The 14,026-nt window shown below is 61.4% G+C and carries 15 protein-coding genes and 1 pseudogene; 6 read left to right on the top strand and 10 right to left on the bottom strand.

Features of this window, described 5'->3' with window-relative positions; translation table 11 throughout:
• The first annotated feature begins 74 nt into the window (after positions 1 to 74).
• Entirely contained in the window at positions 75 to 1,124 is a 1,050-nt protein-coding gene (gene glnL / locus RAE21_RS08770) for a nitrogen regulation protein NR(II) (protein ID WP_313875739.1), read from the top strand.
• Positions 1,125 to 1,156: 32 nt separating this feature from the next.
• Positions 1,157 to 2,704 carry a nitrogen regulation protein NR(I) gene (gene ntrC / locus RAE21_RS08765; protein WP_313881029.1) on the top strand — a complete coding sequence of 516 codons (1,548 nt, stop codon included), beginning with the start codon at positions 1,157 to 1,159 and terminating at the stop codon, positions 2,702 to 2,704.
• On the opposite strand, the gene RAE21_RS08760 is transcribed toward ntrC, so the two are convergent.
• From RAE21_RS08760 to RAE21_RS08745, 4 genes are all read right to left on the bottom strand, one after another.
• Complete coding sequence (locus tag RAE21_RS08760) at positions 2,670 to 3,488, bottom strand: exodeoxyribonuclease III (protein WP_313881028.1); 819 nt, start codon at positions 3,486 to 3,488, stop codon at positions 2,670 to 2,672. The genes ntrC and RAE21_RS08760 overlap by 35 nt on opposite strands.
• 158 nt (positions 3,489 to 3,646) lie before the next feature.
• The gene (locus RAE21_RS08755; protein ID WP_313875742.1) at positions 3,647 to 3,961 is read right to left on the bottom strand and encodes a BON domain-containing protein; all 315 of its coding nucleotides are present in this window, start codon (positions 3,959 to 3,961) and stop codon (positions 3,647 to 3,649) included.
• A gap of 48 nt (positions 3,962 to 4,009) precedes the next feature.
• Positions 4,010 to 4,174, bottom strand: a complete 165-nt coding sequence (locus RAE21_RS08750; RefSeq protein WP_313881027.1) for a DUF1328 domain-containing protein — start codon at positions 4,172 to 4,174, stop codon at positions 4,010 to 4,012.
• 118 nt (positions 4,175 to 4,292) lie between these two features.
• Positions 4,293 to 5,648 (bottom strand): CHASE3 domain-containing protein, encoded by a 1,356-nt coding sequence (locus RAE21_RS08745; RefSeq protein ID WP_313881026.1) that lies wholly within the window; start codon positions 5,646 to 5,648, stop codon positions 4,293 to 4,295.
• Between the two features lie 56 nt (positions 5,649 to 5,704).
• Between RAE21_RS08745 and RAE21_RS08740 the strand changes: the two genes are divergently transcribed.
• Positions 5,705 to 6,337, top strand: a complete 633-nt coding sequence (locus RAE21_RS08740; RefSeq protein WP_313876250.1) for a response regulator — start codon at positions 5,705 to 5,707, stop codon at positions 6,335 to 6,337.
• A 5-nt stretch (positions 6,338 to 6,342) separates the two neighbouring features.
• Here RAE21_RS08740 and RAE21_RS08735 read toward each other — a convergent pair whose 3' ends face one another.
• Positions 6,343 to 6,786: a response regulator gene (locus tag RAE21_RS08735; RefSeq protein ID WP_313881025.1), complete on the bottom strand. Its 444-nt coding sequence runs from the start codon at positions 6,784 to 6,786 to the stop codon at positions 6,343 to 6,345.
• Between the two features lie 140 nt (positions 6,787 to 6,926).
• Here RAE21_RS08735 and RAE21_RS08730 point away from each other — a divergent pair, with 140 nt between their 5' ends.
• Complete coding sequence (locus tag RAE21_RS08730; protein ID WP_313881024.1) at positions 6,927 to 7,142, top strand: YMGG-like glycine zipper-containing protein; 216 nt, start codon at positions 6,927 to 6,929, stop codon at positions 7,140 to 7,142.
• 12 nt (positions 7,143 to 7,154) lie between these two features.
• Here the strand turns inward: RAE21_RS08730 and RAE21_RS08725 are convergent, their stop codons facing one another.
• Both RAE21_RS08725 and RAE21_RS08720 read right to left on the bottom strand, forming a co-directional pair.
• Positions 7,155 to 7,661, bottom strand: a complete 507-nt coding sequence (locus RAE21_RS08725; RefSeq protein ID WP_313881023.1) for a dihydrofolate reductase — start codon at positions 7,659 to 7,661, stop codon at positions 7,155 to 7,157.
• 11 nt (positions 7,662 to 7,672) lie between these two features.
• Complete coding sequence (locus RAE21_RS08720) at positions 7,673 to 8,521, bottom strand: thymidylate synthase (RefSeq protein WP_313881022.1); 849 nt, start codon at positions 8,519 to 8,521, stop codon at positions 7,673 to 7,675.
• Between the two features lie 185 nt (positions 8,522 to 8,706).
• Between RAE21_RS08720 and RAE21_RS08715 the strand changes: the two are divergent.
• Positions 8,707 to 10,023: pseudogene (locus tag RAE21_RS08715) on the top strand (malic enzyme-like NAD(P)-binding protein); the annotation flags it as partial.
• Positions 10,024 to 10,041: 18 nt separating this feature from the next.
• On the opposite strand, the gene RAE21_RS08710 reads toward RAE21_RS08715, so the two are convergent.
• From RAE21_RS08710 to RAE21_RS08700, 3 genes are read right to left on the bottom strand one after another with little or no spacing between them, the layout of a single operon-like run.
• Positions 10,042 to 11,199: an MFS transporter gene (locus tag RAE21_RS08710; protein ID WP_313881021.1), complete on the bottom strand. Its 1,158-nt coding sequence runs from the start codon at positions 11,197 to 11,199 to the stop codon at positions 10,042 to 10,044.
• A gap of 3 nt (positions 11,200 to 11,202) precedes the next feature.
• Entirely contained in the window at positions 11,203 to 12,639 is a 1,437-nt protein-coding gene (locus tag RAE21_RS08705) for an FAD-binding oxidoreductase (RefSeq protein WP_313881020.1), read from the bottom strand.
• Entirely contained in the window at positions 12,636 to 13,049 is a 414-nt protein-coding gene (locus RAE21_RS08700; protein ID WP_313881019.1) for a DUF2069 domain-containing protein, read from the bottom strand. Before RAE21_RS08700 ends, RAE21_RS08705 begins: the two co-directional genes overlap by 4 nt.
• Positions 13,050 to 13,206: 157 nt before the next feature.
• Between RAE21_RS08700 and RAE21_RS08695 the strand changes: the two genes are divergently transcribed.
• The gene (locus RAE21_RS08695) at positions 13,207 to 14,001 is read left to right on the top strand and encodes a substrate-binding periplasmic protein (RefSeq protein ID WP_313881018.1); all 795 of its coding nucleotides are present in this window, start codon (positions 13,207 to 13,209) and stop codon (positions 13,999 to 14,001) included.
• The last annotated feature ends 25 nt before the right edge of the window (positions 14,002 to 14,026 follow it).

The following is a 14,026-nucleotide window of genomic DNA, read 5'->3' as shown; positions in this document are numbered from 1 at the left end:
CGGGCAAGTGCACGCCTTTCCGGGCGGAGCCATGGACCCGGTTAATCAATTTCCTTTTTCCGCGGACAAGCCTCATGGAGCGATTCCATTCTTTTGACCTGCTAGCGACCTTGGTGGCAGTGGTCACGGCCGACGCGTCTGTGCAGTTCTCCAATGCGGCACTGGAAGATGCCTTGGGCATTTCGCGCAGGACCATCATCGGCTCCAACTTTGCCGACGTCTTCACCGAGCCTGCACAGCTGCACAGCGCCCTCGAAGGTGCGTTGGACAATGCGTTTGCAGCACTGCGCTACGACGCGTGGCTCAAGCGTGCCGGGCTGGAGTCCATGCCGGTGCACGTCATCGTGACTCGGACGGAGGCATCCAACGACATCATTGTGGAAATGGTGCCCCAGGAGCAGCAGACCCGCCAGGACCGCGAGGAGCGCCTCGCCGAGCAGGCCCAGACTAACAAAGAACTCATCCGCAACCTCGCCCACGAAATCAAAAACCCTTTGGGTGGCATTCGTGGCGCGGCGCAGTTGCTCGAGATGGAGATGGAGTCGCCCGAGCTCACCGAGTACACGCAGGTCATCATCCATGAAGCGGACCGGCTGCAGAGCCTGGTGGACCGCTTGCTGGCACCGCACCGTCGGCCGCACCTGGTGGGCGATGTGAATATCCACGAGGTGTGTGAGCGGGTGCGCTCGCTCATCCTTGCCGAGTTCCCCAAAGGCCTGCGCGTGGTGCGGGACTATGACATCTCCATCCCCGAATTCCGGGGCGACCGCGAGCAGCTCATTCAAACCGTGCTGAACATTGCCCACAATGCCTGCCAGGCGCTGGCAGAGCGCATTGCGGCGGGTGACGGTTGTGTGACATTCAAGACCCGGGTGACACGGCAGATCACCTTTGGCAAACAGCGTTACCGGTTGGCATTGGAATTGCATGTCATCGACAACGGACCTGGCGTGCCAGATTCGATCAGAGACCGCATTTTTTACCCGTTGGTATCGGGCAGGGAAGGTGGTTCCGGACTGGGGCTCACACTGGCGCAAACCTTTGTTCAGCAACACCACGGTTTGATTGAAGTGGACAGCGTGCCGGGCCGTACGGACTTCAAAATCTTGATTCCGTTACCGTAACAGACCGACAAAAACATAGGGTGCCACACAACATGAAGCCGATTTGGATCGTAGATGATGACCAGTCCATCCGCTTCGTGCTGGAAAAGGCACTGCTGCGTGAGCACCTGCCCACACGCAGCTTTTCCAATCCACGCGATGTACTGACTGCGCTGAGCACCGCAGCAGACGATGAAGGCCCGCAAATCCTGGTCAGCGATATCCGCATGCCCGGTGGCTCCGGCTTGGATCTGCTCGAAAAGGTCAAAGCCAAACACCCCGGCCTGCCCGTCATCATCATGACGGCCTTCTCGGACCTGGACAGCGCGGTCAGTGCTTTCCAGGGCGGCGCTTTTGAATACCTTCCCAAACCCTTCGACCTGCCCAAAGCGGTGGAGCTGATCCGCCGTGCAGTGGAAGAAAGTCAGCGCGAAGAAGTGGCCGAAGAGCGCATGGCCGAGTCCCCCGAAATGCTGGGCCAGGCGCCCGCCATGCAGGACGTGTTCCGTGCCATTGGCCGTTTGAGCCAGAGCAATGTCACGGTGATGATCACCGGCGAATCCGGCTCCGGCAAAGAGCTGGTGGCCCGTGCCTTGCACAAGCATTCCCCGCGCGCGGACGGCCCGTTTGTGGCCATCAACACCGCAGCCATCCCCAAAGACCTGTTGGAGAGCGAACTCTTTGGCCACGAGCGCGGTGCATTTACCGGCGCGCAAACCATGCGCCGCGGTCGCTTCGAGCAGGCCGATGGCGGCACGCTATTTCTGGACGAAATCGGCGACATGCCGTTTGAGCTGCAAACCCGTTTGCTGCGGGTCTTGAGCGACGGCCACTTCTACCGCGTGGGCGGGCACAGTGCCGTCAAATCCAACGTGCGCGTGATTGCGGCTACTCACCAGAACTTGGAGCAGCGCGTCAAAGACGGCGTGTTCCGCGAAGACTTGTTCCACCGCCTGAACGTGATCCGCCTGCGCCTGCCCGCGCTGCGCGAGCGCAAGGAAGACGTGTCTATGCTGACCCGTCACTTTTTGCAGCAAAGCGCCAAGCAGCTTGGGGTGGAGCCCAAGCGTATTTCTGATTCCGCATTGGCCTGGCTGGAGGGCTTTGGCTTTCCCGGCAACGTGCGTCAGCTGGAAAACATTTGCCACTGGCTGACCGTGATGGCGCCGGCCCAGGTGATTGAGCGCAAAGACTTGCCCCCCGAGGTCAATCTGGGGCGTGCGGAAGCCGGCGATTCATTGCTGGCCAAGCCGGTGTTTGCCGCCACGCCCGAGGCGCATCTCAAAGAGTTGCCCCTCGATTCGCACGCCTCGGCGTCTTTGTCGCATGAGGGCAGTGAAGACCTGTCGCACGTATTGGCCCGTGCCGCCGCCGCCCAAGGCCCTTTGGAAGGCTGGGAGGCCGAGCTCGAAACAGAGGCGATTGCGCTACTCGGCTCCGGCAAAGCCGATGTGTGGGACACACTGACCCGGCGTTTTGAGTCCCGCTTGATTCTGGCGGCCTTGGCGAACACCAAAGGCCGTCGTATCGAAGCGGCTCAAAAACTGGGTATCGGCCGCAACACGATTACGCGGAAGATCCAGGAGCTGGGGCTGGGCTGATCTCTACCACCACCGGCGCGTGATCGCTGGGGCGCTCATTTTTGCGGGGCGTCTTGTCAATCACGCAGCCGGTAACCCGCGGTTTGAGCGCCTGGCTCACCAGAATGTGGTCAATGCGCATACCCCGGTTGCGGCGAAAGCCCGCATCCCGGTAGTCCCACCAACTGAAGCTTTTGGGCGGGTAGGGGAACAACCGGTAGCTGTCGCACAGGCCCAATGCCACCAGGGCGCGCAGGTGGTAGCGCTCTTCCTCGGTGCAGTGGATGGTGCCTTCCAGGTTCACCGGGTCCCACACATCGTCCTCGTCAAAAGTGATGTTGTAGTCGCCCATCAGCACCAGGTTCGGGTGCGCGGCCAGCTCGTCCTTCACCCAGCGGCGCAGGGCGGTGAGCCACTCCATCTTGTACTCAAACTTGTCGCTGCCCGGCTCTTGCCCGTTGGGGAAGTAAGCGCCAATCACGCGTATCCCCTGTGTACCGGAGGTGTCGCCTTCCGGCGCCACGGTGCCGGTGATCACGCGCGACATGTCGTCGTCAAAACCAGGGATGTTTTTGACTACGGCATCCGCCGGAGTCCGCGTTAGCAGAGCCACGCCGTTATAGGTCTTTTGGCCAAACCACTGCGCGTGGTAGCCGATGGCTTCAAACGCATCCGCGGGAAATTTGTCGTCAGTCAGCTTGAGCTCTTGCAGGGCAAGCACATCTACCGGGTTGGCTGCCAGCCACTCCAGCACTTGCGGCAGGCGCACGCCCAAAGAGTTGACGTTCCAGGTGGCGAGTTTCATAGGTGATTCAGAAAAAATAGATGCTGCGGTGCAGAGACCCGAGATTTTCTCACCGCTCCCGCCATTTGCGGGCCTTGCGAGGATGCCCCGAACGCAAAAAAGCCCTGCACTCTGGGAGAGGTGCAGGGCCCCTGTCTGACCGAGTCAGACGACGCAGCTTACGGTCGCACGGTGATCTCGTTCTTCACGGCCTTGACGCCCATGACGCTCCAAGCCAGGGTCGCTGCGGTGGATTTTTCATCCGGGCTTTTGGCGAATCCGGACAGCATCACGGTCCCGTTGAGGGTTTCCACGCTGATGGCGGCGGCGTCCACGATTTTGTTTTCGACGAAGCGGCTCTTGATGCTGGTGGTAATGGCGGTGTCATCGACATACGCCCCCACGGTAGATTGGCCACGCTGTACAGCGCAGCCAGTAGCGGTCAAGGCAAGGAGGGCGGCAAAAGCCAAGGCGAAGAGGGTGCGAATGTTCATGGTGAGTTTCCAGTAGTGAGGTGAATGGGAAGGAGAAGGGGGCGCTGTTTATTTCTTCCGGATGAATCCGAACAGGTAGCTCAGCACCGCGAGCACCAGGAAGACGAAAAACAAAATCTTGCCTATCTCTACGGCGCTGGCGGCAATGCCACCAAAACCGAAAAGCGCCGCAATCAGGGCAATTACAAAAAAAACAACGGCGTAATGCAACATCAGGGTTCCTTCAACAGATGCCCTAGTGTGCGTTTTCGCACACAGTGCGGCCATCAGCCACCTTGCCGTGTGGCCGTGGGTTAAAGGCGCGCCCGCTTGTAGGACGCCTCCGACACCCTCACCCCGCGTCTGTGGAGAGTGGTGGAAACTTGGCCAGAATTTGGGTGCCCTGCCCGGGGCGGGACTGAAGCTGCAAGCTTCCGCCTTCTGCTCCGACCCGGAAGCGCATGCCGACCAGCCCGTAGGCGGAAGTGGGCTTGGTGCTGGTGTCAAAGCCCACACCATCGTCGCGGACCGAGACTTCCACCTGGCCTGCACGGGTGCAGAGTTCAATCCAAATGTTGCGGGCCTGCGCATATTTGGCGATGTTGGTGATGGCCTCCTGCACGAGCCGGTACACCACCAGTTCCGCGGAGGGCCGCAATGCCACCGGTTCCAATTGGCAGTGAACGGCTACCCCGGACGGTGCCGCGTACTCGCGCGCCAGAATTTCAAGCGCAGCGACCAAGCCCAGGTTGCTGAGCGAAGAAGGGCGCAGGTCCTCAATAATGCGGCGGCCCAGCGCAATCCCAGTATTCAGGGTGCCGACCAGGTGAGCCAGCAAATCCAACGCCTCGGGTGCGGCCACCGCGATGCGTGATTTGATGCGCGCTGCATCCAGCTTGGCGGAAGTCAGCAAGGAACCCAGATCATCATGCAGGTTGCGGGCAAGGCGTTGGCGCTCGTCCTCGCGTGCGGTTTGCAAGTGCTGGGCCAGCTCGATCAGCTCCGCAGTCCGATTGGCAACCTCGACCTCCAGTCGGTCACGCTCCAGTTGCACCACCCGTTGCAGCTCCATTTGCTGGAGCTTGAGCGCCTGCGACTGGCGCAGGTACAAAAACAAAGCCAACAGGCTCACGAGACTGAGCACCGCCACACCCAACCGGTCCAACACCAGGGTGCTGATCAGCGCAGAGCGGCTCTCGCTGACTGCCCGGGTTTGGTAGGCCAACAACTCGGCGCTGGTCGCGCGAATGGCGTCCATCTTTTCGCGGCCGATATCGGTCATCAAAATCTCGCGCCCGGCTTTGCCGCGGCCTTCGTCAAACAGCTGCAGCGTCAAGGCCAACTCGGAGAGCTTGGTCTCTGTCAATGTGTGCAAGCGTTGCAGCAGCGCTTGTGACTCCGGATCACTGCCGTAATACGCATCCAACACCTTATAGGCATCTTCGATGCGAAGCAGCGCCGTGGCATAGGGTTCGAGGTACTCCTTGCGTTGGGTAAGCAGGTAGCCGCGCTGGCCTGTTTCGGCATCCAGCATGCTGCGCTCCAGCGTCTGGATTTGGGTGCGCGCTATGCCCATTTCGGTCAATTCTTGCAGTGTGGTGGTAGACCGCCAGTAAGAAGCCTCGCTCACAAACAGCACGGCTCCCGCGGCTGCGAGAGCGCAGGCAATGACCAGAGGGTGGCGCTGGAGGGCTGTGATTTTTTTCATGTGAAGGACCTGCTGAGAACTGTGGGATCATGGCGGATGACTATCTCTATGCGCCCATGATCAGGATTGCCATTGTTGATGACCACGCGATGGTGCGAGCCGGGCTGCGCCAGTTTTTTGCCGACCAGCCGGACTTTCAGGTCGTGGCCGAGGCGGTGAATGGCCGAGATGCGTTGGACATCGTGCGCCAGGGTGAGGTGGATGTGATGGTGATGGACATTTCCATGCCCGACCACAGTGGCGTCGACGCGTTGGTAGCCATCAAGGCGCGTGCACCCGACCTGCCGGTGTTGATTTTGAGTGGGTTTGCCGAAGTTCATTACGCCACGACTCTGCTGCGCCAGGGGGCCAGTGGGTACCTGAACAAAGATTGCGATCCCGAAGACATCGTCAAAGCCATTCGCACCGTGCACCGTGGACGCAAATACATCACCCCCGGCGTGGCAGAGTTGTTGGCAGACGGGTTGGGCGATGATGCGGACAAGCCTTTGCACACCCAGCTCTCTGAGCGCGAGTTGCAGGTTTTTTTGCGGCTGGCCCGCGGTGAGACGGTGGGGCATATTGCTACCAGCATGTCACTCAGTGTGAAAACCGTCAGCACCTACCGCACTCGGGTGATGGAGAAAATGCGCCTCGAATCGAACAGCGATTTGACCTATTACGGACTCAAAAACGGCCTGATCCAGTAGCTGCATCAAGCAGCTGGAGCAGGCTGCATGCCGCTTGCTGCCAGCGTTTGGCAGTAGAGAATCAGCGCGTCTATCTCGGTTGATTTATCAAATACCTGCTGTGCCCCCAGTGCCATGCAGGTGGCGCGCACGTCAGGGGTGGCGTAATTGCTCAACACCACCATATGCCGTGGTGGCTTGTTTTGTTGTGCTCCCCGCAGCACGCCGACGCCGGAGCCGCTGCGCAAAAAAATATCCACGATGACCAGCTCCGCCTCGTGCGCAGGGTCCGCAAGCCATTGCAGCGCAGCTTGCTCGTCCGCTGCCATGCCAACGACGGCCACAGGGGTGAGTTCTTGCAGCGTGGCAATCAGGCTTTGCTGAATGACCGGGCTGTCTTCGACGAGATAGGTGGTGAGCACGGTCATATCGTTGGTGGTGGGGTTGGGTTGTAGTGTGCCTGCGAACATACGCGTTCGCCATGGGCCATCCACCCGAATGTATGTAGGACTGTACCTACACGCCTTTGCGGCGCTGTCTGCTACCCAGCGCACACAAGCCTGCAGATACTTCGACCATCACATTTTGTTGATCAGAAAAAGGTCGTTCCATGAAAAATACATCCACTTCCCTCCGTAGCACCGCAGTCGTGTTGGCCCTCTTGGTTTTGAGCGGCTGCGCCGGTATGACTACCCGCGAGAAGAACACCGCCGTTGGCGCGGTGATTGGTGGCGTCGCGGGCAACGTGATCGGTGGCGGCGTGCTGGGTACAGCAGCAGGTGCAGCCGCAGGTGGCGTGATCGGCCACCAATCCAGTAAAAAATAAGCGCTTGCCTGCTTAGCGGCGGGTGTAGGTCACCAGGCTGAACCCCAGCCCGCTGGCTGCCGTATGGCGCTCGCGGGCCGTTTCCAGCCACGCCTCACCCAAGTGGGGGGCGTAGGCATCCCCCGCAAAGTCTTGCTCAATCTCCGTCACCACCGCGGTGGTGGCCAGTGGCTCGGCCAAGGCATAGAGCTGGGCACCGCCAATCACCCAAACGTCTGCAGCTTGCTCACAAATTTGTAGCGCCTCGCGCATGTCAGACGCGCGCTGGGCACCAGTTTCGTTCCAATCCGGCTGGCGGGTGACAACGATGTTGGCACGGCCCGGCAGGGGGCGGAACTTCGGGGGCAGTGAGTCCCAAGTCTTGCGCCCCATGATGACCGGGCAGCCCAGCGTGGTCCGCTTGAAGTGAGCCAAGTCCTCGGGCAAATGCCAGGGTAGGGTGCCGTTTGCACCGATCACGCCATTCGCAGCGCGGGCGTAAATCAAGTGAAGGCGGGGGAGTGTGGCGGTGGTGCTCATGGTGCCTGCCATCACACCGCAACCGGTGCCTTGATGGCGGGGTGGCACTCGTAGCCCTCGACCTCAAAGTCTTCAAACTGGTAGTCGAAGATGCTTTCAGGCTTGCGCTTGACATGCAGCGTGGGGTAGGCCATAGGCGCGCGGCTCAGCTGCAGTTCCACCTGCTCGCGGTGGTTGCTGTAGATGTGGCAGTCGCCACCGGTCCAGATAAAGTCGCCCACCTCCAGATCGCACTGCTGCGCCACCATGTGCGTGAGCAGGGCGTAGCTGGCAATGTTGAAGGGCACGCCCAAAAAGATGTCGGCACTGCGCTGGTACAGCTGGCAGCTGAGGCGGCCTTTTCCGCCTTCAGTTTCGGCGGGTGCCACATAAAACTGGAAGAACGCGTGGCAGGGCATCAGCGCCATCTTGCTCAACTCCGCCACGTTCCAAGCGCTCACGATAATGCGGCGGCTGTCAGGGTTGCTCTTGAGGGTTTTGATGACGTCGGCAATCTGGTCGATGTGGCCGCCATCCGGCGTGGGCCAGCTGCGCCACTGCACGCCGTAGACCGGGCCCAGGTCACCGGTTTCGGGGTTAGCCCATTCGTCCCAGATGGTGACGCCGCGCTCTTTGAGCCAATTGTTGTTGCTCGACCCGGTCAGAAACCACAGCAGCTCTTGGATGATGCTGCGCAGGTGCACTTTTTTGGTGGTGACCAGGGGAAAGCCTTCGTTCAGGTCAAACCGCATCTGGTGCCCGAACACGCTGGTAGTGCCTGTGCCCGTGCGGTCTGGTTTGAACACACCCGTCGTGTGCACATGGCGCATGAAGTCTTCGTACTGGCTGCGCACAGGGCGCTGGGGAGTAGGGCTGGTCATGGTTGAAATTGTAGGGTGGGCGGGGTATGTCTGCCCTGCATACGGTGAAGACATTTCCGCATGGAATTTGCCCATATTTTGCTGGCCGCGGGCGGGCAACACGCGCAGAATCTGGCGCTCCGCCGCCTTTGGCCTATTTTCACCGCGCTCACCGCGCCGCTTGCATGTCCCTCATCGAAACCCAGATGGCCGCCCCCACCGCAGCGGGCGCCGAGCAATCACCACAAGGCCAGGCTGCTGAAGCTGCCTTCAATCTGCACGAAGCCGCGCTGGCCTACCACCGCGCCCGTGATTCAGACGACATCGGCGGCAAGATTGAGATCCATGTCACCAAGCCCGTGGGCAGCCAGGACGACCTGTCCTTGGCCTATTCGCCCGGTGTGGCTGTGCCCTGTCTGGAGATTGAGCGAGACCCCGAGCTCGCTTACCAATACACCGCCAAAGGCAACCTGGTGGCTGTGATCACCAACGGCACCGCGGTGCTGGGCCTGGGCAACATCGGTGCGCTGGCCGGCAAGCCGGTGATGGAAGGCAAGGCCGTGCTGTTCAAGCGCTTTGCCGGCATCGATGCGTTTGACATCGAGATCGACGAGACCGACCCGCAAAAGCTCATCAACACCATCGCCAGCTTGCACCCTACTTTTGGCGGCATCAATCTCGAAGACATCAAGGCGCCTGAGTGCTTTGAGATCGAGCGAGCGCTGCGGGCCCGCTTGTCGATTCCCGTGTTCCATGACGACCAGCATGGCACCGCCATTGTGGTGGCTGCCGGCTTGATCAATGCGCTGCGCCTGCAAGGCAAAACCCTGGAAGCTGCGACCCTGGTGTGCAACGGCGCGGGTGCCGCTGCCAACGCCTGCCTGGAGTTGCTGGTCAGCCTGGGTGCCAAAAAATCCAACATCGTGGTGTGCGACTCCAAGGGCGTAATTTACGTAGGCCGTGGCGCCAAGGGCGATGACGGCGAAAAAGCCGCTTGGGCCCGCGACACTGCCGCCCGCACCCTGGCCGATGCGCTGCAAGGTGCCGATGTGTTTCTGGGCCTGTCCGGCCCTGGTGTGGTCAGCCAAGACATGGTGCGCAGCATGGCCGCCAAGCCGGTGGTGTTTGCGTTGGCCAACCCTGAGCCTGAAATCCGCCCCGAACTGGTCATGGCCGCCGCGGCAGACGCCATCACCGCCACCGGCCGGTCAGACTACCCCAACCAGGTCAATAACGCGCTGTGCTTCCCGTACCTGTTCCGCGCTGCGCTGGACGTGGGTGCGCCGCAAATCAATGAAGACATGAAGAAAGCCGCAGTGCTGGCGCTGGCCGATCTGGCGTGTGAAGACGCCGCCTTCAGCAAAGACAAGCTGCTGCCCACCTTGCTTGACAAGCGCTTGCTGCAAACCGTGTCTCTGCGGGTGGCGCAAGCCGCGGTGAACAGCGGCAGCGCCCGCCGCCCGTTTGATGCAGTGAGCTACCAAGCCCGCTTGGAGCAACTGGCCCGCAAACTGGCACGGACCTGATTGCTATAGGCCGGGTCAGGTCATCCGGTCCAGCGCTGCAGCCAGTACCAGCAGCGCCAGCAGGATGACCACTACTACCGGCATCACCGCGCCCAAGCCGGCCCAGGTAGCCAGCAACCCGAAACCTGCGGGAATGACCGAGCCACCGGCGTAGGAAAAGGTCATTTGCCGGCCAATGACGGTGCGGGCCACGTCCTCCGGAAAGCGGCGCGCGGTTTCGTGCATGAGCGAGGGGAATACCGGCGCGCAGCCCAATCCCATCAACACCAATCCGAAGCTGGCCGCACTGCCAAACACGCTGGGCAAGGCAAACACCAGCGCACCCGTCGCAGCCACCCAAATGCCCAGCCGCACCAGCCGGCGGTTGCCCAGCCGGTTGGCGATCAGCCCCACTGCAAAACGCCCGGCGGTGATAGAGCCGAAATACACTGACACCCAGATGCCGGCCTGCGCCTGCGCGAGGCCACGGTCGGTCACCAGAATACTGGCCGCCCACAGGCCGGTGCCCATCTCAGCCGCTACATAAAGCAAAAACAAGGTGGGCGCCAACCAGGTAGCCAGTGGGCGCACGGGTTTGAACGCCGCCTCGCCATGCGCATCGTCACCGGCGGGTGGCTTGGCGTGTTCTTTGGCCCAGAGCGCCAGCGTGGCAAAAAGTGCCACAGCGAGCGTCAGTTGCATCAGCCCGATGCTGCGCACCCCAAGCGCCCAGCCGCCACTGCTGGCCAGTGCCAAGCCCATGATCAATGGGCCGGTGGTGGCGCCCACGCCCCAGAAGCCATGCAGCCAGTTCATGTGGCGGGACGAATAATGCGCCGCCACAAAGTGGTTCAGGCTGGCATCCACCGCGCCAGCACCCAAGCCCAGCGGCACCGCCAGTGCAACCAGCCAGCCGAAAGAGGGCGCGATCGAAAAGCCCAGCAGCGCTAGCGCCGTCATCAAGCAACTGGTAGCCACCACGGCACCGGTGCCCATGCGCTTGGCAATCGCCCCCGCAAAAAAGCTTGCGGTAGCCGAACAGATGGTCATGGTGATGGTGATCGCACCTACCGCCGCCAAGGGCTGGCCCATGTCGGTTCGGATGGCAGGCCACGCTACACCCAGAATGCCGTCCGGCAGCCCCAAACTGATGAAGGACACATACACAATGCCCAAAAGAATCAAATGCGCCACAGGCTAGTCAACAGATAGCACCCGGCCCGGGTTCAACAGGTTGTGGGGGTCCAGCGCGCCCTTGATGGCGCGCATGGCGCCCAAGGCCACGGGTGATTTGTGGTGGGCCAGCTTTTCGCGCTTTAGGCTGCCGATGCCGTGCTCTGCCGAAATCGAGCCGTTGTAACGGTCCACCACTTCGTAAACCAGCGCGTTGATCGGGCCTTCCTGATCACGCAAAAACGCTTCGGCATCCGCGTTGTCAGGGGCCTGCACGTTGTAGTGCAGGTTGCCGTCGCCCAAATGGCCGTAGTTGACCAACCGCGCACCGGGAAAGTGTTGTTCCAGCAGCGTATCGGTTTCTGCCACAAAGGCCGGAATGCGTGACACCGCAATCGAGATATCGTGCTTGATGTTCAGGCCCTCTTGGGCCTGGGCTAGCGGAATGCTCTCGCGGATGTGCCACAGCGCGCGGGCTTGGGCGATGTTCTCGGCCACCACGGCGTCGAGCACACAGCCTTGCTCGAGTGCTGCTTCCAGCAAGCGCTCGAATTGTTCGCGGGCATGGCTTTCTGACTCGTGATCGGAGTTCTCGAGCACCACGCAATAGGGGGATAGGCCACCAAACGGCACGTTTTGCTGCGGAAAGTGTTTGCGCACCAGGCCCAGCGCAAAGTCGCCCATGACCTCAAAGCCGGTAAGTCCAGCGTTCAGGTGTTTGTGGGCCAAGCCCAGCAACTCCACCGCAGCATCTAGCGAGGGCACGGCCGCAAACGCGGTGAGCTGCGAAGCCGGCATCGGGTACATGCGCAAGGTGGCCGCGGTGATCACACCCAGCGTGCCTTCGGAGCCAATAAACAGGTGGCGCAGGTCGTAGCCGGTGTTGTCTTTGCGCAGGCCGGTCAGGCCGCTCCAGATTTCGCCTTGCGCAGTCACCACCTCCAGGCCCAGGCACAGTTCGCGGGTGTTGCCGTAGCGCACCACTTGGGTACCGCCGGCATTGGTGGCCAGGTTGCCACCAATGGTGCAGCTGCCCTCGGCAGCCAAGCTCAGGGGGAACAAAAAGCCTTCTTTTTCGCACGCCTCTTGCAGGGTTTGCAGCACGCAGCCGGCCTCTACCGTCACGGTCAGGTTGGCCGCGTCGATGGTGCGGATGCGGTTCAGTCGCTGCAGGCTCAACAGCACTTGGGTGCCGCTGGCATCGGGGATCGAGCCCACCACCATGCCGGTGTTGCCGCCTTGCGGCACCAAGCTCACACCGGCTGCCGCGCAGGCTTTGACCACTGCGGCAACCTCTTCAGTGGTGCCGGGGCGCACCACGGCCAAGGCGTGCCCGCGCTCGCGTTTGCGCCAGTCTTGTTCGTAAGCGGTGAGGTCGCCCTCGGTGAGTACATGCGCTTCGCCCACGAGGGTGCGCAGGGTGGCGCGCAAGGTATCGCGCAAAGTGTCAGTGGCAGTCATACAGAGGGGGAGGGGGGTTGGGTCGTATTGTCAAGAGCGGGTTGCAAGGCTTTGCCCGCCTTCAGCCGCAAACGGATATGGAAAGTGCAGGCTACAAACAGCACGATGCACAGTGCCACCTCGATCAAGGCCAGCCAATTGCCCGGCGCCTTGTCGCTCCAAGCGCGCACTACGCCCTCGGTGAAATACAGCCACACCATCAGGCTCAGCCACCGGTAGGTGTACATGCGGCTTTTGAGCAAGCCCGCCAGCGGGATGCACAGGGGTAGCACCTTCAGCGCCAGCGTGCCGCGGCCGGTGGGGGCCAGCCACAGTTCCCACACAAGGCCCAGCACGATCAGGCCGATCAGGCTGGCAACAGCAGCCCAGCGGGCAGCAACAACATAGGGAGCAGGGGTAGCAGCAGTCACGGGGCGCACCGATTCGTGTGGAGGCGCGTAGCTTAAGCCAAATGGCGCCGCCGCTTGGCGCAAGTGGGCTTGTTTGCCGTTGGTGGCACGCCCTATTGCCAGAGCTCCCCCACTGGTTTACGGTACGGGCAGCCTGATAGTCGGGCCTAGGGGTTTCATGGGGTTTGCCAAATGCATTTTTTACGCGGTGTTGGCCTGTGGGGGGCTGACCATGGGCGTTGCCGCGCACGCACAGTGCACCCGCATGGTGGTGGCGGCAGACCCGACCTACCCGCCATTGCATTGGTATGACGGCGAAACCCTGCAAGGCGCCAGCATCGAAATCGCAAAGCGGGTACTCACCGATTTAAAAATCGACTTTGAAATCCGCAGCCCGGGCCCTTTCCCACGGGTGATGGCGTTGGCCGAGCGTGGCGAGGTCGACATGGTGGCCACGCTCAAGAAAACCCCCGAGCGCGAAGCCTTTTTGCTGTACCCCAAAACGGTAGTGCTGCAAAACCCGGTGGCGGCTTTTACTTTGCGCAACCTGCCGTGGGTCTACCGCGACCGCGCTGACCTGATCGGCCGGCGCGGCGCCATTGCACGCGGCAACGTATTCGGCGGGGGGCTGGATGAATACATCCACGAAAAACTCACCGTGCAAGAAGTCAGCCGGCCCGAGGCCAGCTTCGGGCTCATGGAGCTCGGGCGCGTGGAGTACTTTATAACTGGCTACTACACCGGCATGGCCCTGCTCTGGAAGCGGGGCGACAACACCGGCTTTGTGGCCTTGGAGCCCTTTTTGGTAGATACCCCCAACTACCTAGCCCTGACCCGCAAAGGCAACTGCGCCGACAAACTCGAGCAAATTGACGCACGCCTGGCCGTGCTCAAAAAGGCCGGTGTGTTGGATGAGATTTTGCGCGCCAGCATCCAGCGGTGGAAGGCCCGCCCGGTGATGGTGGAGCGATAGCCTGCCGGCCGGTGGCATGATTCGG

Source organism: Rhodoferax potami (assembly GCF_032193765.1).
Classification (GTDB): domain Bacteria; phylum Pseudomonadota; class Gammaproteobacteria; order Burkholderiales; family Burkholderiaceae_C; genus Allorhodoferax; species Allorhodoferax potami.
The sequence above is the reverse complement of the archived record's forward strand: the minus strand, read 5'-3'. Positions and strand labels throughout refer to the sequence as shown.